The organism is Oerskovia sp. PE-21s, from assembly GCF_056158145.1.
The window spans coordinates 448,948-468,058 of record NZ_JBUXJM010000002.1 but is presented as its reverse complement, the minus strand read 5'-3'; the positions used below and the strand labels follow the sequence as shown (position 1 = coordinate 468,058).

19 protein-coding genes and 1 tRNA gene are annotated in these 19,111 nt (G+C 72.7%); 9 read left to right on the top strand and 11 right to left on the bottom strand.

Annotated elements, in window-relative coordinates; all coding sequences use genetic code 11:
- Positions 1 to 6: 6 nt before the first annotated feature.
- Positions 7 to 1,050 carry a hypothetical protein gene (locus ACZDYF_RS05150; RefSeq protein ID WP_475054271.1) on the top strand — a complete coding sequence of 348 codons (1,044 nt, stop codon included), beginning with the start codon at positions 7 to 9 and terminating at the stop codon, positions 1,048 to 1,050.
- A 51-nt stretch (positions 1,051 to 1,101) separates the two neighbouring features.
- Here ACZDYF_RS05150 and ACZDYF_RS05145 read toward each other — a convergent pair whose 3' ends face one another.
- The 5 genes from ACZDYF_RS05145 to ACZDYF_RS05125 all read right to left on the bottom strand — a co-directional run bounded on the left by ACZDYF_RS05145 (position 1,102) and on the right by ACZDYF_RS05125 (position 6,498).
- The gene (locus tag ACZDYF_RS05145; RefSeq protein WP_475054268.1) at positions 1,102 to 2,355 is read right to left on the bottom strand and encodes an MFS transporter; all 1,254 of its coding nucleotides are present in this window, start codon (positions 2,353 to 2,355) and stop codon (positions 1,102 to 1,104) included.
- Positions 2,352 to 3,086, bottom strand: a complete 735-nt coding sequence (locus ACZDYF_RS05140) for a winged helix-turn-helix domain-containing protein (RefSeq protein ID WP_475054265.1) — start codon at positions 3,084 to 3,086, stop codon at positions 2,352 to 2,354. Before ACZDYF_RS05140 ends, ACZDYF_RS05145 begins: the two co-directional genes overlap by 4 nt.
- 88 nt (positions 3,087 to 3,174) lie before the next feature.
- The gene (locus ACZDYF_RS05135; protein ID WP_475054261.1) at positions 3,175 to 4,572 is read right to left on the bottom strand and encodes a GmrSD restriction endonuclease domain-containing protein; all 1,398 of its coding nucleotides are present in this window, start codon (positions 4,570 to 4,572) and stop codon (positions 3,175 to 3,177) included.
- A 186-nt stretch (positions 4,573 to 4,758) separates the two neighbouring features.
- Positions 4,759 to 5,529, bottom strand: a complete 771-nt coding sequence (locus ACZDYF_RS05130; protein WP_475054258.1) for a phosphatase PAP2 family protein — start codon at positions 5,527 to 5,529, stop codon at positions 4,759 to 4,761.
- 402 nt (positions 5,530 to 5,931) lie between these two features.
- Entirely contained in the window at positions 5,932 to 6,498 is a 567-nt protein-coding gene (locus tag ACZDYF_RS05125) for a DJ-1/PfpI/YhbO family deglycase/protease (RefSeq protein ID WP_204808357.1), read from the bottom strand.
- Positions 6,499 to 6,686: 188 nt separating this feature from the next.
- Here ACZDYF_RS05125 and orn point away from each other — a divergent pair, with 188 nt between their 5' ends.
- From orn to ACZDYF_RS05105, 4 genes are all read left to right on the top strand, one after another.
- Complete coding sequence (gene orn / locus ACZDYF_RS05120) at positions 6,687 to 7,361, top strand: oligoribonuclease (protein WP_475054613.1); 675 nt, start codon at positions 6,687 to 6,689, stop codon at positions 7,359 to 7,361.
- 70 nt (positions 7,362 to 7,431) lie between these two features.
- Positions 7,432 to 7,507 (top strand) — tRNA-His (locus ACZDYF_RS05115).
- A gap of 139 nt (positions 7,508 to 7,646) precedes the next feature.
- Positions 7,647 to 9,053 carry an FAD-binding oxidoreductase gene (locus ACZDYF_RS05110; RefSeq protein ID WP_475054250.1) on the top strand — a complete coding sequence of 469 codons (1,407 nt, stop codon included), beginning with the start codon at positions 7,647 to 7,649 and terminating at the stop codon, positions 9,051 to 9,053.
- Positions 9,050 to 10,324, top strand: a complete 1,275-nt coding sequence (locus ACZDYF_RS05105; RefSeq protein ID WP_475054245.1) for a class I SAM-dependent methyltransferase — start codon at positions 9,050 to 9,052, stop codon at positions 10,322 to 10,324. Before ACZDYF_RS05110 ends, ACZDYF_RS05105 begins: the two co-directional genes overlap by 4 nt.
- A 49-nt stretch (positions 10,325 to 10,373) precedes the next feature.
- Here the strand turns inward: ACZDYF_RS05105 and ACZDYF_RS05100 are convergent, their stop codons facing one another.
- Both ACZDYF_RS05100 and ACZDYF_RS05095 read right to left on the bottom strand, forming a co-directional pair.
- On the bottom strand, positions 10,374 to 10,856 hold the full coding sequence (locus tag ACZDYF_RS05100) for a hypothetical protein (protein ID WP_475054242.1): 483 nt from the start codon (positions 10,854 to 10,856) through the stop codon (positions 10,374 to 10,376).
- Positions 10,857 to 10,996: 140 nt separating this feature from the next.
- Positions 10,997 to 11,386 carry a nuclear transport factor 2 family protein gene (locus ACZDYF_RS05095; protein WP_475054238.1) on the bottom strand — a complete coding sequence of 130 codons (390 nt, stop codon included), beginning with the start codon at positions 11,384 to 11,386 and terminating at the stop codon, positions 10,997 to 10,999.
- 291 nt (positions 11,387 to 11,677) lie between these two features.
- Here ACZDYF_RS05095 and ACZDYF_RS05090 point away from each other — a divergent pair, with 291 nt between their 5' ends.
- Entirely contained in the window at positions 11,678 to 12,157 is a 480-nt protein-coding gene (locus tag ACZDYF_RS05090; RefSeq protein ID WP_191789227.1) for an aromatic ring-opening dioxygenase LigA, read from the top strand.
- A 184-nt stretch (positions 12,158 to 12,341) separates the two neighbouring features.
- Here the strand turns inward: ACZDYF_RS05090 and ACZDYF_RS05085 are convergent, their stop codons facing one another.
- On the bottom strand, positions 12,342 to 13,262 hold the full coding sequence (locus ACZDYF_RS05085; protein ID WP_475054234.1) for an ATP-grasp domain-containing protein: 921 nt from the start codon (positions 13,260 to 13,262) through the stop codon (positions 12,342 to 12,344).
- Positions 13,263 to 13,328: 66 nt separating this feature from the next.
- Positions 13,329 to 14,375 (bottom strand): ABC transporter ATP-binding protein, encoded by a 1,047-nt coding sequence (locus ACZDYF_RS05080; protein ID WP_475054229.1) that lies wholly within the window; start codon positions 14,373 to 14,375, stop codon positions 13,329 to 13,331.
- A gap of 68 nt (positions 14,376 to 14,443) precedes the next feature.
- On the opposite strand from ACZDYF_RS05080, the gene ACZDYF_RS05075 reads away from it, so the two are divergent.
- The 3 genes from ACZDYF_RS05075 (at position 14,444) to ACZDYF_RS05065 (ending at position 16,958) form a co-directional block, all read left to right on the top strand.
- Positions 14,444 to 15,184, top strand: a complete 741-nt coding sequence (locus ACZDYF_RS05075; RefSeq protein WP_475054224.1) for an ABC transporter permease — start codon at positions 14,444 to 14,446, stop codon at positions 15,182 to 15,184.
- Complete coding sequence (locus ACZDYF_RS05070; RefSeq protein WP_475054222.1) at positions 15,181 to 15,861, top strand: ABC transporter permease; 681 nt, start codon at positions 15,181 to 15,183, stop codon at positions 15,859 to 15,861. Before ACZDYF_RS05075 ends, ACZDYF_RS05070 begins: the two co-directional genes overlap by 4 nt.
- Before the next feature lie 86 nt (positions 15,862 to 15,947).
- Positions 15,948 to 16,958, top strand: coding sequence for a glycine betaine ABC transporter substrate-binding protein (locus tag ACZDYF_RS05065; protein WP_475054220.1), 1,011 nt, complete (start codon positions 15,948 to 15,950; stop codon positions 16,956 to 16,958).
- 31 nt (positions 16,959 to 16,989) lie between these two features.
- On the opposite strand, the gene ACZDYF_RS05060 is transcribed toward ACZDYF_RS05065, so the two are convergent.
- Together ACZDYF_RS05060 and ACZDYF_RS05055 are read right to left on the bottom strand one after the other, a co-directional pair.
- On the bottom strand, positions 16,990 to 18,501 hold the full coding sequence (locus tag ACZDYF_RS05060) for a dihydrolipoyl dehydrogenase family protein (RefSeq protein WP_475054216.1): 1,512 nt from the start codon (positions 18,499 to 18,501) through the stop codon (positions 16,990 to 16,992).
- Positions 18,502 to 18,581: 80 nt separating this feature from the next.
- A complete protein-coding gene (locus tag ACZDYF_RS05055; RefSeq protein ID WP_475054213.1) occupies positions 18,582 to 19,031 on the bottom strand; it encodes a MarR family winged helix-turn-helix transcriptional regulator in 450 nt (149 codons plus the stop codon).
- Positions 19,032 to 19,111: the final 80 nt, after the last annotated feature.

Sequence of the window (19,111 nt, the reverse complement as noted above, 5' to 3'; positions counted from 1 at the left end):
CCGGCCGTGGACCGTCGCACCGCGTCCTCCCGTCGTCGTCGCGGTGCGGCGGCCGTCCTGGCCGGGGTGGTCGCAGCGCTGCTGTCGACCACCCCGGCCGGGGCCCTCGAAGCGCCCGTCGGCGCGGCACCGGGCAGCACACCTGTGACCTGGGGCGTGGCCCCCGCCTCGGCCCCGACGTTCGACCTCGCCCTCGACCCCGGGGCCACGATCACGGACGAGCTCGTCGTGACCAACCGCGGCGACGTGCCGCTCGACCTCGCGGTCTACGCGGCCGACGCCTTCACCTCGCCCACGGGTGCGCTCGACGTCCTGCCCGCGGGCGCGACGTCCGTGGACCTGGGCGCATGGATCACCGCGGACGCTGCGCGCGTCGAGGTGGGCCCGGGCGAACGGGCCACGGTCCCCTTCACGCTGACGGTCCCCGCCGACGCGACCCCCGGCGACCACACGGCCGCGCTCGTGACCTCGCTCGTGACGGGGGCGGGCGAGGGCGGGGTGTCGGTCGACCGACGCCTCGGCACGCGCGTCCTGGTCCGGGTCGCAGGAGACCTCGCTCCGTCGGCGACCGTCACGGCCGTCGACGCCGACTACGCCGGGTCGTGGAACCCCGTGGGCACCGGGGACGTGCAGGTCTCGTTCACGGTGACCAACACGGGCAACGTGCGCCTCACGGGCCCGCTCTCGGCGACGGTCGCGGGCGTTGTCGGCAGCGTGTCGGTCCCGCTGGGCGACCTGCCCGAGCTCCTGCCGGGCGACGCGCTCACCCTCACGGGGACGGTGAGCGGCGTCGCGCCGCTCGGGCGGCTCGGGGCGTCGGTGACCCTCGCGCCCGTCGTCGCCACGACGGCGAGCACCACCCTGCCCGACGGCGCCGCCTCCCACCCCGTGCCCCCCGCCACGGGCGAGGGGCACCTGTGGGCGGTCCCGTGGTCGGCGCTCGCCCTGGCGACCCTGCTGGTCGGTGCGGTGCTGGCCTGGCGGGCGCGGCGCCGTCGGGCGCGCGTGCGGTTCGAGGCCGCCGTGGACGCGGCGCTCGCAGCCCGCTGAGTGCGTGGTTCGGTGGCGACTCGCCGGGCGTGTCGCGGCCGAACCATGCACTCACCGTCCGGCGGCCTGCGCGGGCTCCGCGGCCTCCTCGGCCGCCGACGCGCGCGAGCCCTTGAGCGAGAGCAGCACCGAGACCGCGAGCCCCGCCGCGGTGACGCCGACGAGCAGGCGGTAGTCGACGGCCCCGACGACGGCCGCGGCGACCACGGTCATGACGAGCTGCGGCACGTTGAGCAGCATGTTCGTCGCGGCCGAGGTGCGGCCCTGGAGCGTCGACGGGGTCTTGAGCTGGCGCTCGGTCACGAAGCCCACGATCGCCCACGTGACGCCCAGCCCGATCGCGCCCATCCCCACGATGATCGCGACGAGGTTCGTCCCCAGGGCGGGCAGGATCCCGAGCGTCACGATCCCGAGCGCGAGCGCGACCAGGCGCTGCGAGCCGATCCGCTTGATCATGCGCGCTGCCGTGAGGCCCGCGACGATCGCCGTGACTCCCTGGACGCTCGAGATCGGACCGAGCATCTCCGGACCCAGCCCCAGGCCGTTCTCGATGACCGCGAAGCTCACCGCGTTGAGGACGCCCACGGCCCCGAACGCGACCGCGAGCGCGACGGTCAGGACCCCGAGCGGGGCCGTGCGGATCAGGTGCCGGAAGCCCGCGGTGATCTCGGCGAGGAACGGTTCGCGCTCGTCCTGCGGCGTCGGCGGGGTCTCGACGAGCACGATCCGGGACACGACGAACGCCGCGACCACGAACGCGACCACGGCCGAGACGACGAGCGGCAGCGGCCCGACCGCGACGTACACGCCCGCACCGATGACCGGCATGACGAGACGGAACGTCTGGTCGATCGTCGTGAGCCGGCCGTTGGCGGACCCGAGCGCCTCGTCGGGCAGCAGGTCGCGGATCAGGCCGGACTGCGCAGCGGCCGTCGCGAACCCGATCCCTGAGTACAGCACCGTGACGACGAAGATCAGCCACACCTGGTCCGGACCGCGGACCGCGAACAGCGAGAGCAGAGAGACCGCGCCGACGAGGTAGGCGACGATCATCATGCGGCGGCGCGAGACGCGGTCGGCGACCTGGCCGAGCAGCGGCGAGACGAGCGCCGGGAGGCCCAGCGCCGCGAACACGAGGCCCGCGGTGCCGTTCGATCCCGTGAGGTCCTTGACCCACACCGCGAAGATGACCGCGAGGACCGAGTCCGCGAAGTTCGTGAAGCCCCACGCGACCGTCAGGAGGCGGAAGGGGCGCGTGCGCAGCGCCTGCTTGACCAGAGCCGCGGTGTGGGTGTCCGTGGTCATGCGCCGGCCTCCTCGCCGGTCGGCAGCTCGATCGCGACCGAGCCGGGGGTGGACGAGCCCGCGCCGGGAGCGGGCGGGGCTGCGGCGGACGCCGGGGCGTCGGGGTCGAACGGGTCCGCGTTGACGACGCCGAAGAGCCGGGCGGGCCGTGAGCCCTCGGGTCGGAGCTCGGGGTGCGCCCAGCGGCCCTCGAAGCGGTCGGTGATCGCCTGGAGCTCGCGCGAGAGCTCGGTGAGCTCGGCGGGCGTCGCCCAGAACGAGCTCTTGGTCATGACCGAGGCGAGCAGCCACTCGTGGGGCTGGCGGGGCGCACCGTCGATCCAGTGCGCGATCCGGGCAGCCTCCTGGTCGACGACGATCCGTGCGAGCTCGCCCGCGGCGCGCAGCGACTCGGGCTGCTCGGGGTCGTAGCGGCTGGTGCGCCCCGTACCCACGGGCTTCCACGGCTTCTCGCGCCCGACCCGCTCGGCGGGCTCGATGAACCCGTACTTGGCGAGCATCCGCAGGTGGAACGAGCAGCTCGCGACCGACCCCCCCGTGACCTGCGCGCAGCGCGTGGCGGTGGCCTGACCCTCGTCGTCGAGCAGGTCGAGGATCGCGAGGCGCAGCGGGTGCGCCAGGGCGCGGATGCGCTCCGGGTCGGAGGTCGTGACGGCCTCGTCGCGCTGCGCCGGAGCTGGGGGCTGCGCGGGCTGGTGAGCGGCGTCGTCGGGCGGGCTGGTCTGCGGCATGGCAGCCACGCTACAACTCTAAAGAAGTCTTGCGCAAGACTTCTTTAGAATGGGCAGCGGCTCCGGACGTCGCTGCCGACGCGCCCGGCTACTCGCAGCCCACCCCGTCCTTGTCACGGTCGAACTTGCCCTGGAACCCCGGGTCGCCGGCATAGATCGGGGCCGCACCCGCGGCCCGCACGGCGTCGCAGTTCTGGTAGAAGACGTCGGCCGGTGCGGGCTCGGGCACCGGGGCGGGTGCCGGAGCAGGCGCGGGAGCGGGGGCGGGCGCGGGGGCCGGTGCAGGCGCCGGAGCCGGGACCGGGACCACCGGCGCGGGGGCGGGGACCGGCACGACGGGTGCAGGCTCGACGACCGCCTCGACGACCCCCTGCGCGGCGTACGCGCTGTCCCCGGTCGGCAGGAGCTGCCCGGGGCACGACGACAGGACGCGGGCGATCGCGTCGCGCTCGGCCTGCGTGACCCACAGGCCGTAGCCGACCTTGACCGCGACCTGCCGGGCGACGTACTCGCACCGGTAGGCGGTGTTCGGCGGCAGCCAGGTCGCGGCATCACCCGCGCCCTTGGCCTGGTTGGACGGTCCGTCGACGGCGAGCAGGTTGAGCGGGTCGTTCGCGAACCTCTTGCGCGTGTCGGCGTCGAGCTGCTGGGCGCCCTTCTGCCAGGCGTCGGACAGGGCGACGACGTGGTCGATCTGTACGGCGCTCGACGTGGCGTTGCCTCGCTGGAAGGCGATGGGCGTGGCCGTGTACGGGTCGGCGAGGGATCCGGTGAGCACGACGCAGTCCTTCGTGCCGGGCTTGAAGGTCTCGTCGACCAGGTCCCGCGCCAGCATGTCGTTGCGGGTGTCGCAGCCGTTGCGGTCGACGTCCGCCCAGGCCGGGCCGAACTGGTCGCGGTCGTACCCGGTCTTGGGGGCACGCCCCTTGACCTCGAGCGTCCCGAGCGCGGCGAGCGCGGTCTCGGCACCCGCGGTGGTCACGGCGTCGTCGAAGCGGACGAGCTCGGCCGGGTCGGCCGTCGCGTCGTCCCCCGCGGCGACCACCTCGGGGTCGGCCTCGACGAGTGCCGTCTCAGGGGCGTCGAGCAGGTCGAGGGGCGCGCCCTCCTCCGCCACGAGCGCGGGCGCCGCGGAGGGCGCAACCTTGATCCCGACCGCGACGGCCCCCGTGGACACGAGCGCGGTCGCGGCCACGGCGGCGACGCCGATCCCGACGAGACGCCCCGGCACGGGCCTGGTCCGGGCACCGGCCGGCGAGCGGCGCGCCGCGAGCCAACGGACCGCGACGACGGCGAGCACCGCGAGGTACAGGACCTCGAAGACCCACCCCAGGACGGATCGCTGCGTCGACGGGAGCCCGGCCCCCATCTGGACCGCGAGCCACGTCCCCACGAGGTAGGGCCAGGCCACCGCGTAGTACGCGACCGCGACCCCGACGATCAGGGCGATCACGCCCGGGGCTACACCGGCAGACTTCTTCGCCATCGCTCAGTCCTTCTGTTCGTGCCGAGCGGTGCGGTGAGACCGGCGCGCGGGGTCGGGGTGTGCGCGCTCAAGGTAGTGGACGACGCACGGGCCCTTCAGCGCCGCTCGGCTCGGAACCCAGGCGGCACAAGGAAACAGGCCGGTCCACAGGCGCCCTGGCCCACGGAATTCACCCGCGAGGGGGCCTCAGGCGATGCTCCGGGCACGCGGCTGGTCGTCCCGCAGGTCGTGCAGCCGGTCGATCACGACCACGCCTCCGAGCACCGCCACGGCCAGGCTCGCCCCCGCCAGGACGTCCGTCACGAAGTGGTAGCCGAGGTAGAGCCGACTGCCGCCCACGACGACGATGACGACGACGCTCACCACTACCCACAGCGCGAACACGATCCGGCGCTGGCGCCCTTCCTTCCACTGACGCCACACGAGGTATCCCCCGACGAGCACGAGGGTCGCCGCGCCGATCGTGTGCCCCGACGGGAACGAGAAGCTGCGCTCGACGCCCGCCACGACCATCGCGGACTCGTCGGGTCGTGGCCGGGCGACGACCGCCTTGAGGACCGTCGAGACGATCGTCGAGGTGATCATGGCCCCGACGAGCAGCCCCGGCTCCCACCAGCGCTTGGTCGCGAGCCCCCACCACAGGCAGCCCACCGCGACGAGGATCGGCAGCACCACGGGCCCGAACATGTTGGTGATGAACGTCAGCACGGTCGTCGCAGTCGCGCTCCGGTGCGCGACCATCCACTCCAGCACCACGTCGTCGGTGAACCAGAGGTCGTCGCGCTCGCGCACGGAGTCGTAGACGACCAGGAAGCCCAGGACGCCGATCACGATCAGGACCAGGCCGGGCAGCGCGGCGACGAGCCGCGAGCGCCACACGTCCCGCCCGCCCGACGGCGTCCCCTCCCCCGCACTCAGGTCACCTCGGGCGTCGCGCGCCTCGTCGTCAGGGTTCATCCCGAGAGCCTAGGGAGAAAAAGGGGTGCGCCGCTCGGCGAGGAGGTGGAAGTGTGGCACCCATCACCGCGGTGGCGTCCGTCCGGTCAGTACCGGGCGGTGGAGGGCCCGGCCAGGTCCACGAATCCGACGTCACGAGAGACACCACCATGCATCCCCAGCTCATGTACGACGTCGCCGACCTCGGTCGGCGCGAACAGCTCCAGGAGCAGACCCGCCGCCGCAGCTCGCTGCGCCGGACGACGACGCGCCTCCCGGAGCACACCCGGCGATCCCGCCGACCCCGTCACACCGCATGACGCGGCTCGACCCCCCGGCGCCGCCCGCCGACCGGGTCCCCGCACGCCGAAGGCCCTGACTCCCCACGGGAGCCAGGGCCTTCGTGCTGTCCGCGGACTCGCGTCAGGCGCGCTCGGCCAGGACGGCGTCGATCTCGCGCAGGAAGTCGGGGAGGTCGCCCGGGTCGCGGGACGTCACGAGCGTCCACCCGCCCGCGTCGTCCCGGACCACCGGCCTGTCCTCCCAGGTGCCGCCCGCGTTGCGCACGTCGGTCCGCAACGACGCGTACGTCGTCAGGGTCTTGTCCGTCAGCACGCCCGCCTCGACGAGCACCCAGGGACCGTGGCAGATGGCCGCGACCGGTCGGCCGGTCGTGGTGAAGGACGTCACCGCGTCGACGGCCGCGCTCTCGAGCCGCAGCGAGTCGGCGTTGAGCGTGCCGCCGGGGACGAGCAGCAGGTCGTAGCCCGCGGGATCGACGTCCTGCAGCCGAAGCGTGGGCGGGACGGTGGTGCCGGGGTCCTTGTCCCCCACCAGGGTCTCGACGGGGTCGATCGTCACGGCGGCGACGTCGACGTCCACCCCCGCCGAACGCAGGTGCTCGAGCGGCACCACCAGCTCGTCCTGCTCGACGCCGTAGTTCGTCACGATCGCCAGGACGCGGCGGCCCGCCAGGTCCGTGTCAGCCATGGTTGTCTCCTTCTCGTCGTCGTGAGAGCACCCGGGCGCGGTCGCGTCCAGGTCCTCCTCGACGGTAGGTCGGGCCCGTCCGGCTCGCAGCACGGGCGTCCCGGGCACCGACCCCGGCCCCCACGGCCTAGGCTGTGGGCGTGAGCCCCGTGAACACCAACGACCGCATCGTGTGGATCGACTGCGAGATGACCGGCCTCGACCTGGGCGCCGACGCGCTCATCGAGGTCGCCGCCGTCGTCACCGACTCCGAGCTGAACGTCCTGGGCGAGGGGGTCGACGTCCTCATCACCCCGCCGGACGAGGCGATCGAGCAGATGGGTGACTTCGTCCGCGAGATGCACACCACCTCGGGGCTGCTCGAGGAGCTGCCGGGCGGCACGACCATGGCCGACGCGCAGGCCCGCGTGCTGGAGTACGTCCGCACCTGGGTGCCCGAGCCCGGCAAGGCCCCGCTCGCGGGGAACTCGGTCGGCACCGACAAGACCTTCCTCGAGCGGGACATGCCAGAGCTTGTCGGGCACCTGCACTACCGGATCGTCGACGTCTCCTCGATCAAGGAGCTCGCGCGCCGCTGGTACCCGCGGGTCTACTTCGCGTCCCCGGCCAAGACGGGCGGCCACCGTGCGCTGGGCGACATCCTCGACAGCATCGACGAGCTGCGGTACTACCGCGAGGCCCTGTTCGTGCCCCAGCCCGGGACGGACTCGCGGACCGCGAAGGCGATCGCCGAACGGATCAAGGCGACGAGCGTCGGTACGACCCTCGGGACGATCGTCGCGCCCCTGCCAGGAGCCGCCTCGGGAGACACCCCGCCCCCCGGTTCGGCGCCCGCCGGGGCCGAGGCCGAAAAGCTGTCCTGAGAGCCCTCAGAAACCAGGTACACTTTTCGACGGCTGCTAGAACGGTTCCTCGGAACCCGAGCAGGCCGTGGTGGGTATAGCTCAGCTGGTAGAGCACCTGGTTGTGGTCCAGGGGGTCGCGGGTTCAAGTCCCGTTACTCACCCCACGGGAAGAGGCTCCTCGCGTTCGCGCGAGGAGCCTCTTCTGCTTCCGGCACCCCCGCATCACCCCCGCGAGGTGCCCGACTGCGACTGTGATTCCGCTCACCGGTGGCGGCTTCGCCAGCCTTCCCTACAGTGGGTGAGGTGTCAGCCCCCGCGAACACCGTTGTCCGTGGCGAGCACCAGCACGCGCAGGCCGTGGCCACGTTGGTGCGCTCCGCCGCTGCCGTCGACCCCGGCCGCCCGTTGCGCCTGGCGAAGCGGACGACGAACCTGTTCCGCCCTCGACGCCCGTCCCCCGGCCCCGGCCTCGACGTGTCGGGACTGACCGGGGTGATCTCGGTCGACGACGCCGCGGGCACGGCCGACGTGCAGGGCATGTGCGCATACGAGGACCTGGTCGCCGTGACGCTGCCGCACGGGCTGGTCCCCACCGTCGTCCCGCAGCTGCGGACCATCACGGTCGGTGGCGCCCTGGCAGGGCTCGGCATCGAGTCGAGCTCGTTGCGCAACGGCCTGCCGCACGAGGCCGTCCTCGAGATCGACGTCCTCACGCCGGCCGGCGAGCTCGTCACGGCCAGGCCCACGGGCGAGCGCGCCGACCTCTTCCACGCGTTCCCCAACTCGTACGGGACCCTCGGGTACGCGACGCGCGTGCGGCTGCGCCTCGACCGGAGCGAGCCGTTCGTCGCGGTCCGCAACGTGCGCTTCGGTTCGGTCGCGGAGGTCGCCGCGGCGGTCGGCAAGATCGCGGCGGACGGTTCGTGGGAGGGGCAGCGGGTCGACTTCTGCGACGGTGTCCTGTTCGCCCCGGGCGAGGTGTACCTGTGCCTGGGCCGGTTCGCGTCGCGCGAGGAGGCACGGTCGCTCGCGCCCGCACCGAGCGACTACACGGGCCAGCGCATCTACTACCTCTCGGTGCGCGAGCGCCCGCTCGACGTGCTGAGCACGCACGACTACCTGTGGCGCTGGGACACGGACTGGTTCTGGTGCTCGCGCGCGTTCGGGGTGCAGAACCCGGTGGTGCGCAGGCTGTGGCCGCGGCGGTGGCGACGCTCGGACGTCTACCGCCGGATCGTGGGCCTCGACGAGCGCCTGGACCTCACGGGCCGGCTCGCCGACCTTCGCCGTCGGCCCCGCAACGAGCGGGTGGTCCAGGACGTCGAGGTGCCGCTCGACCAGCTCGAGAGCTTCATGGCGTGGTTCACGGGCCACGTCCCCATGACGCCGGTGTGGTTGTGCCCGCTGCGCCTCGCGTCGCCCGAGCCGTGGCCCCTGTACCCGCTCGAACCGCACCGCGTGTACGTCAACGTGGGCTTCTGGGGCGGGGTGCCGATCGCCGAGGGCGGGCGCGACGGCGACGTGAACCGCCTGATCGAGATGGCGGTCGCGGTGCGGCACGGCCACAAGTCGCTCTACTCGACCTCGACGTACGGGCGCGAGACGTTCGACACCTTGTACGGCGGCATCGACTACGCGGCGGTCAAGGACCGGTACGACCCGGCGGGACGCACGCCGACGCTCTACGAGAAGGCGGTGCAGGGAGCATGACGCAGATCGCGGTGGCCGAGGTCCTCGACGAGCTGGCGGACGGCCCGCTGCCGTTCGGCTTCAGTGCGTACGACGGGTCCAGCGCAGGTCCGGCCGACGCCCCGTTCCACGTGCACCTGGCGAACGAGCGGGGCCTGCGGTACGTCGCGACGTCGCCCGGGGGGCTGGGGCTCGGCCGCGCGTACGTCGCGGGCGACCTGCAGGTGGACGGGGTGCCGGGCGGGGACCCGTACCCGTTGCTCCGGGCTGCCGCCGACGGGCTGCGGCTGCGCCGTCCGAGCCCGGTCGAGGTGGCCCGGTGGGCGCGCGGTCTGGGCCTGGGCGTCCTGCGGCCTCCCGAGCCACCGCCCGAGGAGCACCTGTCGCGCCTGCGCCGGCTCACCGAGGGGCTGCGGCACTCTCGGCAGCGCGACGCCGAGGCGATCAGCCACCACTACGACGTCTCGAACACGTTCTACGAGCACGTCCTGGGGCCGTCGATGACGTACACGTGCGCGTGCTTCCCCACGTCGCAGGCGACGCTCGAGGAGGCGCAGGAGCACAAGTACGCGCTGGTCGCGGGCAAGCTGGGCCTGCGCAGGGGCATGCGCCTGCTCGACGTCGGGTGCGGCTGGGGCGGCATGGTCCGGCACGCGGCGTGTGCAGGGGTGCACGCGCTGGGGGTCACGCTGTCCCGGCAGCAGGCCGAGTGGGGGCAGGCCCGGATCGAGGCAGAGGGGCTGGGCGACCTCGCGGAGGTCCGGTACGGCGACTACCGCGACGTGACCGACAGCGGCTTCGACGCCGTGAGCTCGATCGGGCTGACCGAGCACATCGGGGTCGCGAACTACCGCGCGTACTTCACGTTCCTCCAGGGTCGTCTGCGCGACGGCGGTCGGTTGCTCAACCACTCGATCACTCGCCCGACCAACACGGCCCGTCCCCGCGCGGGCGGCTTCATCGACCGGTACGTCTTCCCGGACGGCGAGCTCACGGGCTCGGGCCGGATCATCTCGACCATGCAGGACGTGGGTCTCGAGGTGCGGCACGAGGAGAACCTGCGCGAGCACTACGCGATGACGCTGCGCGAGTGGGGCGCGAACCTCACGCGGCACTGGGAGGAGTGCGTGGCCGACGTCGGGATCGGCACGGCCCGCGTGTGGGGCCTGTACATGGCGGGGTCGCGGCTCGCGTTCGAGCGCAACGAGATCCAGCTCCACCAGGTGCTCGCGGTGCGCCCCGAGCCGGGTGGGGCGTCGGGCTTCCCGCTGCGCCCGGACTGGACCCCCTAGGCCCGACGGCGCCGCGCTCCGTGGGCGCTCGAGCACGGCTTGGCGAGGGTCAGGCCAGCGCCGCTGGGCGCACGTGGACCCACAGGGTGCTCACCCAGCCCCACCCTTGCTCGGCTGCTTCACGGTCACGCCGGGCGACGAGCTCGACGTGGACGTCGCCGGGCGGTCCCCACGGCGTGGTCGGGTACGGGAGGTGAAGGCGGTCGCTCATGTCAGGCCCCTGGAGGAAGTGCTTCTCGCCGAGGACGTAGATCGACGGCGGCTCGAGCTCGTCGAGGACGAGGTCGTGAAGCTCGGGCCTGTCCTGTGGCGGGTTCTCGGCCCCGGCCAGAGGTACGGCCAGGGCGACCCGGCAGTCGGCCGACAGTCCTCGCGTCGCCCTCAGAAGAGCCTCGAGGACGCGGGGGACGTCCTCGAGCCCGCCCCACCCCTCCCCCAGCTCGTCGAGGTGCCGGGTGTCGAAGTGGTGGGGCGCCTGCCCTTCCTGGATGCGACCGACAGCGGTCCGCAGCCAGGCGATCGTGTCGCTCATCGAGCCCTCCTGGTGGTCACTCGTGCAGGCGCAAGCATGACAGCCCCTGCCCGCAGCTTCCAAGGGCATCCGCAGGGAGGGCGTCGGCCGCAGTCCGACGGCGCGCAGAACGCCGTGGGTGCTCACCTGGCGGCCGTGCGTCAGGACGCGCCGCGGGCCGCGGTGAGGTGCGTGTGGGCGCACCGCCACCCGTCGGCGCCCCGGACGAACACGTCGGTGATCCACTCGTCGGAGCTGAACGCCTGGCCCTGGTAGTGACCGGTGTTGGTGCCGCGCCCGACGAGCACGGCGACGTCACCGAGCGAGCGCACGCTCCCGGTGATCTTGCCCATCGACTCGTGCGTGAGGTCCCCCGAGCGGACGAGGGCCAGGAAGTCCTCGCGGGCCGTGGCGCCGTCCTCGCCGACGATCTGCCAGTCGTCGGTCATGAACCGGCCGATCGCGTCGGCGTCGTTGGCGACCATGGCCCGCCCCCAGGCCGCCTCGACGGCTTCCAGCTCGTCCCGCAGGGCACTGGTGTCGCGTCCCATGCCGTTCTCCCGGTGCTCGTGGGCCGGTTCTGGTGCCGGTCGGGACCTTCGTCCCGGGGGTGGGGAACCTTCGGCCCTACGCTCGCGATCGGCCCGTCCGACCACTTTTCTCGACATTGACACTCTGTCATCTCCGCGTGACGGAGGCCACAGAAACTCGCTTGTGAAGACGTTCACAAGGTCTGTAGGGTCGACTTATCGAAGCGCTCCCAGCATAGGGATCGCAACGAAGTTCGATCCTTTCGCACCTCATCTCAGGTCGCCTCGACCTCTTCTTCTGGGAGTCACACCATGAGCACCAGCACCGCTGGTCCCGCCCGCTCCGTCCGCCTCATCGGCCTCGTCACGATGATCGCAGGCCTCGTGCTGCTGCTCGCCGGCGCAGCCACCTGGGCCACCATCACCTCGCAGCTGGCCGCCGAGAAGATCACGGTCTCCGAGGACGCCTCGATGCTCGCCGGCTCGCCGGTCCGCGGCCCCTTCAGCGCCTACGCCCAGGCCGAGATCATCAACGAGCACGCGCTCAAGATGAGCGACGGCAAGACCTACGCCGAGCTCGACAAGGAAGACCCGACCCGCGCGACGGTCATGAACGGCTCGTTCCTCCGCGCCTCGCTCTTCACCTCGGTCGTCTCCTACGGCGTGAGCGCACTGGTCATGGGCCTCGGTGTCCTGTTCGGCCTCCTCGGCTACGCCCTGCGCCGCATCGGAGCAGCCCCCGCCCTGAGCGTCGGCACCGCGAACCCCACCCCTGAGGTCGTCAACGCCTGACGCAGCACCACAGCAGCACCAGCACGACCAGCTCGGCAGATCACCCGGCAAGAATCTCCCGGCATGGTGAAGGCCCGACGAGCACAGCTCGTCGGGCCTTCATCACGTCCGGGGTCGGGAGCCGTGACGAGCGCCTGCCGGTCGAGGGCCGGACGGTCGGGCCTGGTCGGTCAGGCCCGGGCGGTCAGGCCTCGGGGCTCGCCACGAGCCGCCGCGCCACCGCGTCCGCGAAGCGGTCGAGCGATCCCTTGCCGAGCGAGAAGAAGAGCGAGGGCTCGGTGAGCTCGGCCTCGATGACCATGGGGGCGCCGTCGTCGCCGTTGACCAGGTCGACGCGAGCGTAGAGGTTGGGCTCCTGCCCCGGTACCGCCCTGGCGGCGACCGCGAGCGCCTGCTCGGCGACCGCGAGCTGCTCGGGGCTGGCCTCGAAGCGGCTCATCTCCTCCTGCTTGTACAGGCCCTGGGTGGGACGGTGCGGGCCGGTGAGCAGCGCGTTCTTGCGCACGGCGTGCGAGAACTCGCCGTCGATGAAGACGAGCCCCGTCTCCCCCGCGGTGTCGACGCTGCGGACGTACGGCTGGACCATGACCTGACGCCCGGAGGCGAGGAGGTTCTTGGCGTGCTGGATCGCGAGGCCGCGCGAGTGCGCCTCCCCCGACTGGTAGCGGCCCGTGTCCTTGGCCCCGGCGCTCACGACGGGCTTGATGACGAAGTCACCCTGCGCGGGCAGGCGCGTGTGGATGGCGCGCGAGGACAGGTTCTGGCTCGGGTCGAGCCACAGCGTCGGGATGACCGGGACGCCCTGCTCCTCGAGCTCCTTGAGGTAGCGCTTGTCGGTGTTCCAGCTGATGACCGCGGCGGGGTTCAGCACCCGACCCGCGCGCTCTGCCCACTCGACGAACTCGTCGCGGCGCGGCGCGTAGTCCCAGGCCGAGCGCACGACGACCGCCTCGAACGACGTCCAGTCGACCGACTCGTCGTCCCACACCGACGGCACGGCCTCGATGCCCCGGGCGGCAAGCGCTCCCACGAGGGGGGCGTCGTCGGGGTCGAGGCGGGGCAGGACGGAGCATGTGGCGATGGCGATGCGCGCGGTGGTGGTCACGCGTACGAGCCTAGACGCCCCGCGCGCGCCGTACACGCGCGGGCGGTGAGATCTCCGTCGCGCCCGCTAGACCGCGGCGGCGTCCGCGGTGCGCCGCAGGGCGGCGAGGATCCCGTCCGCGGTCAGGGACCCGACGACGTCGCCCGCCTCGTCCGCGACGGGCACCCGGCCCATCGCGGCCCCGGGCAGCGCCGCGATCGCCTCGAAGGCGACGGACAGCGGCGCGCCCAGGCGGATCGCGTCGGGGGCGGGCGCGGAGATGAGGTCCACGCCCTCGAGGTCCGCGCGCTGCACCATGGCCAGCCCGAGCATGCGGACCGGCGCGCCCTCCCCGATGAACTCCCGGACGGCGTCGCTCGCGGGGTGCGCCAGGACGGACAGGGGCTCGGCGAGCTGTTCGAGGTGCCCGCCGAAGCTGAAGACCGCGATGCGGTCGGCGAGATGGACGGCCTCGTCGATGTCGTGGGTCACGAACAGCACGGTGGTCCCGAGCTCGCGCTGGATGCGCCGGAACTCGGTCTGGAGCCGGCGCCGCCCTGCGGGGTCGACGGCACCGAAGGGCTCGTCCATGAGCAGGACCGGCGGGTCGGTGGCGAGCGCCCGGGCCACGCCGACGCGCTGGCGCTCGCCGCCCGACAGCTCGTGCGGGTATCGCTTGGCGTAGGTGTCGGGGGCCAGGCCGACGAGCTCGAGCAGCTCGCCGACACGGGAGCGCGTGCGCGCCTTGTCCCAGCCGAGCAGCCCGGGGACTGTCGCGACGTTCTGGGCGACGGTGCGGTGCGGGAAGAGGCCGACGTTCTGGATCACGTACCCGATCCGCCGCCGCAGGGCCACGGGGTCACCCTGCGTGATGTCCTCGCCGCTCAGCAGGATGCGCCCGGCAGAGGGTTCGACGAGGCGGTTGGTCATGCGCAGCGTCGTGGACTTCCCGCAGCCCGAGGGCCCGACGAGCGCGAGCATCTCGTGCTCGCGCACGCTCAGGGACAGGCCGCCCACCGCGACGGTCCCGTTGGGGTACTCCTTGCGGACGCCGTCGAACACGATGGCCGCCTCGTCGGTGATCGTCGGGAACGCTCTGGTGGCCTCGGTGGTGCCGGTCGGGGTGCTCGCCATGCCTCGACGCTACCTGGCGCGCCACCCCGTCGCGCGAGCGGTGGGTGGCTCGGGATAGGTTCGACGGCATGCCGCCCAACCCGTGGTTCTCGTGGAGCTACGTCCAGAACAACTGGGGAGAGATCTCCCAGGCGCTCGTCGAGCACACGACGATCACCATCCAGGCCGTGCTCATCGCGCTCGTCATCGCCCTGCCGCTCGCGGCACTCGCGCACCGCGTGCGCTGGCTCGCGGTCCCCGTGCTCGGCACGACGGGCGTCATGTACACGATCCCCTCGCTCGCACTGTTCTCGATCCTCGTCCCGTTCACGGGGATCGGTCGGACGCCCGTGCTCATCGGTCTCGTGATGTACGCCCTGCTCATCCTGGTGCGCAACATCCTGGTGGGCCTGCAGGGCGTCGACCCCGACGTGCGCGACGCGGCCAAGGGCCTGGGCTACGGTCCCACGCGGCTGCTGACCTCGGTCGAGATCCCCAACGCGCTGCCGAGCATCATGACCGGGGTACGGCTCGCGACGGTCTCGACCGTGGCGCTCGTCACGGTCGGGTTCGTGGCGGGGTACGGCGGGCTGGGCACCCTGATGTTCCGCGGCTTCCGGTCGAGCTACAACGCCCAGATCATGACGGCGACGCTGCTGTGCCTGCTGCTGGCGGTCGTGCTCGACCTGCTCCTCCTGCTCCTGGGCCGGGCCCTGACCCCGTGGTCACGGACCCGTGCGCCGGGCTCGACGGACCGCTCGACGGGACGCGTCGCGAGCGAGGCGGCCGTCGCGCAGGCGGCCGTCGCGGCGAGCGAGCGGTCCGCATGAACGTCGTCCAGGAAGCCCTGACGTGGCTCAACGACCCGCTCAACTGGACCGGGCCCGACGGGCTGCTCGTGCGCACGGGCGAGCACCTGGAGATGACCGCGATCGCGGTCCTGCTGGCGGCGCTCATCGCTCTGCCCGCAGGGATCTGGCTCGGCCACTCGGGCAAGGGCGCGGGTCCGACGATCGTGGTCGTGAACACCTCGCGCGCCCTGCCGACGTTCGGGATCCTGCTGATCCTCGCGGCAGGCGGGCTGTTCGGGAATCGCGCTGCAGTCATCTCGGCCGTGATCTTCGCGATCCCGCTCATCCTCGCCAACGCCTACACGGGCGTCGCCGAGGTCGACCCCGACGTCAAGGACGCTGCCCGTGGCATGGGCATGAGCTCGCAGCGCTCGCTGTGGCTCGTCGAGGTGCCGCTCGCGGTGCCGTTGATCGCCGCCGGGCTGCGGACCGCGATCGTGCAGGTCATCGCGGTGCTCACGCTCGCGGCGTTCGTCGGCGGCGGGGGGCTCGGCGTCCCCCTGCGGGTCGGCTTCTCCAACCAGCGCTACGGGCAGGTCCTCGCGGTGGGCGTCGTGATCGCGGTGCTGTGCCTCGTCGTCGACGCGGTCCTCGCGCTCGTCCAGCGGGCCGTGACCCCCGCACCGCTGCGCGTCAAGGCAGGCACCGTCCGCTGAGGCACCCCTCGGGTTGCCGGTGCCCTCCCCCGGGGGTGGAATGGGTTGTCCGTGCGAGACGACGACCCGAGAGGCACCTGACACCCATGTCACGGCGATCCACCACCTTCCGCACCCTGACCGCTTCCGCCCTCCTCGTCGTCGCTCTCGCGGCGTGCGGCGAGGCCGGATCCTCCGGCACCGAGGCGTCCGGGGGCTCCACGTCCACCGCGAGCGGCACCGTGTGCGAGCCCGTAGCGGGCGACGCGCTCGTCGTCCTCGAGGACGACAAGCACCTGCAGACCGTCGACAACATCATCCCGGCGGCCAACGCGGCGGCGGTCGCGAACCAGCCCGCCGTCCTGGAGCTGCTCGACACCGTGTCCGCAGCGCTCGACACCGACAAGCTCATCGCGCTCAACAAGGCCGTCGACGTGGACCGGCAGACGTCCTCGCAGGTCGCGCAGAAGTTCGTCGAGGACGAGGGCCTCGCGGCGACCTCGACCCCGGGGACCGGGAGGTCGCTCGTCGTGGGCGCGGCCAACTTCTCCGAGAGCACCACGCTCGCCGAGATCTACGCGGCGGTCCTGCGCTCGGGCGGCTACGACGTCACGGTCCAGACGGTCGACGCGCGCGAGACGTACCTGCCGGCGCTCGAGTCGGGCCAGCTCAGCGTGTTCCCCGAGTACGTGGGGACGCTCACCGAGTTCCTCAACAAGGAGATCAACGGCCCCGACGCCGAGCCCCTCGCGAGCGGGGATCTCGACACCACGGTGACCGCGCTGCGCGACCTGGGCGCCCAGAAGGGCCTGACCTTCGGCGAGCCGTCGGCAGCCCAGGACCAGAACGCGTTCGCCGTCACGACGGCCTTCGCCGAGGAGCACGACGTGGCCACGCTCAGCGAGCTGGCCGAAGCCTGCCCCGGCGGCATCACGCTGGGCGCCGGACCGGAGTGCCCCGAGCGCGCCTTCTGCCAGCCGGGGCTCGAGGAGACCTACGGCCTCAACATCACCAACTTCGTGAACCTCGACGTGGGCGGGCCGCTGACCAAGTCGGCGCTCCTCCAGGGCGAGATCGTGCTCGGCCTCGTGTTCTCCTCGGACGGCCAGCTCGGCTGACCGAGCAGGCGGCTGCTCGGGGCGTTCGCGGCTACAGGCCGTAGGTCTCGAGCAGCCGTAGCCAGACCTCGCTGATCGTCGGGTAGGCGGGCACAGCGTGCCACAAGCGTGCAAGCGGCACCTGCCCGACGATCGCGATGGTCGCGGCGTGCAGCATCTCCGCCGCGTCCGGACCGACGAACGTCGCGCCCACGATCACCTGCCGGTCGGTGTCGACCACGATCTGCGCGGTCCCCTCGTAGCCCTCGGCGACGAGCACGGCCCCGGACACCGACCCGAGCTTGTACGACACCGCCTTGACCGTGAGCCCTGCCTTCCTGGCCTCGGCCTCGGTCAGCCCCACCGACGCGACCTCAGGGCGGGAGAACACGACCTGCGTCTTCGCACCGTGGTCGGCGGTCGCGGCGTAGCGGCTCCACGGCTCGGGGGCCTCACCGGCCGCCCCGGCCGCCGCGGCCTCCGCAGGCTCGACCTTCCCGAACCGCGCCGCGACCACGTCGCCCACGACACGTCCCTGGTACTTGCCCTGGTGCGTGGTCGCCACACGACCCGTCACGTCGCCGCACGCGAACAGCCAGCCGCCGTCGACGCCCTGGACCTCGAGCTGGTCGTCCACCTCGAGCGCCTTCCCCGGTTCGAGCCCGACGACGTCGACCCCGAGGTCCGCGGTGCGCGGCACGCGGCCCGTCGCGACGAGCACCTGCGCCGCCGCGACCGACCCCTTGCCCTGCGGACCGTCGTACGCGAGGCGCGCGCCGCCGTCGGGCAGGGACGTCGCTCCCGTGACGCTCACGCCCAGGCGCACGTCCACGCCGATCTTCTTCAGGCCCGCCGCGACGGCCTCGCTCGCGAAGGGCTCCGAGCGTCCGAGCAGGCGTCCGCGCGAGAGCAGCGTGACCTCCGAACCCAGGTCGCGGAACGCCGTCGCCATCTCGACGCCCACGACTCCCCCGCCCAGGATCACGATCGAGGTCGGGACGTCCTGGACGCTCGTGGCCTCGCGGCTGCTCCACGGGTCGGTCTCGGCCAGGCCCGGGGTGTCGGGCAGGACGGGCACGCTGCCCGTCGCGACGATCACGGCATGCCGGGCGGCGAGCAGGCGGGTCTCGGGGAGGTCGTCGACGTCGGCGTCGGGGTCCTCGGGGCTGACCTCGACGAGCTTCGACCCGACGAGCCGACCCAGGCCGCGCACGAGCGAGATCCCGGCGCCGTCGAGCCACTGGACCTGCCCCGAGTCGTCCCAGTGCGAGACCATCTCGTCGCGGCGCGCGAGGATCGGTGCCGGGTCGAGCACCGGGTCGGCCGCGACTCCCGGGACCGCGCGGGCGGCCGCGAGGGCTGCGCCGGGGCGCAGCAGCGCCTTGGACGGCATGCACGCCCAGTAGGAGCACTCCCCTCCGACGAGCTCGGCCTCGACCACGGCGACGCTCAGCCCGGTGCGGCTCGCACGGTCGGCGGCGTTCTCGCCGACGGGCCCACCACCGATCACGATCACGTCGTAGGTCTCGTCCGGGGTGGCCTGGGTGCGTGGGTCGGTGCTCATGCCTCCCATCGTGACCCGGACCTCGCGCGGTTGCCTGCCGGGGCGCGGGGGCGGGCGCCCAGGGCACAGAGCCCGGGACCCTAGCGGCGCGCGGCGTGCCCGGTGACCAGCTCGCGCAGCAGGGCGACCAGCACGTCGCGGTCCTTGCCCGGCAGCGACGAGAGGAGGGCGTCCTGCGCGTCGCCGAGCGCTGCGCCGAGCTCGTCGAGCCGTCGCACCCCCGTGGGGGTCAGCGTGACGACGTTGCGGCGCCGGTCGGACGGGTCGGGTCGGCGCTCGACGTCACCGTCGGCCGCCAGTCTGTCGAGCAGCGCGACCATGTCGCTCCGGTCGATCCCGCACCGGCGCCCGAGCGCGGCCTGGCTCGCCGGTCCGAACTCCTCCAGGGCGGCGAGCACGGCGTAGTGGGAGCGGTGCGCCCCCACGGCGGACAGGTGCTCCGAGACGGTCCGGGACGCTTCCAGCGCTGCCTGGGAGAGCAGCCAGCTGGGAAGCTCCCGGAGGCGTTCAGGGGCGGTCTCGGTCTCCATCCCCCGATCCTACGCTTTGTTGGCTCAACCTATTGTGGGCACCACCAACAATGGTTAACGTTGGGGGCTCCAACGATTCG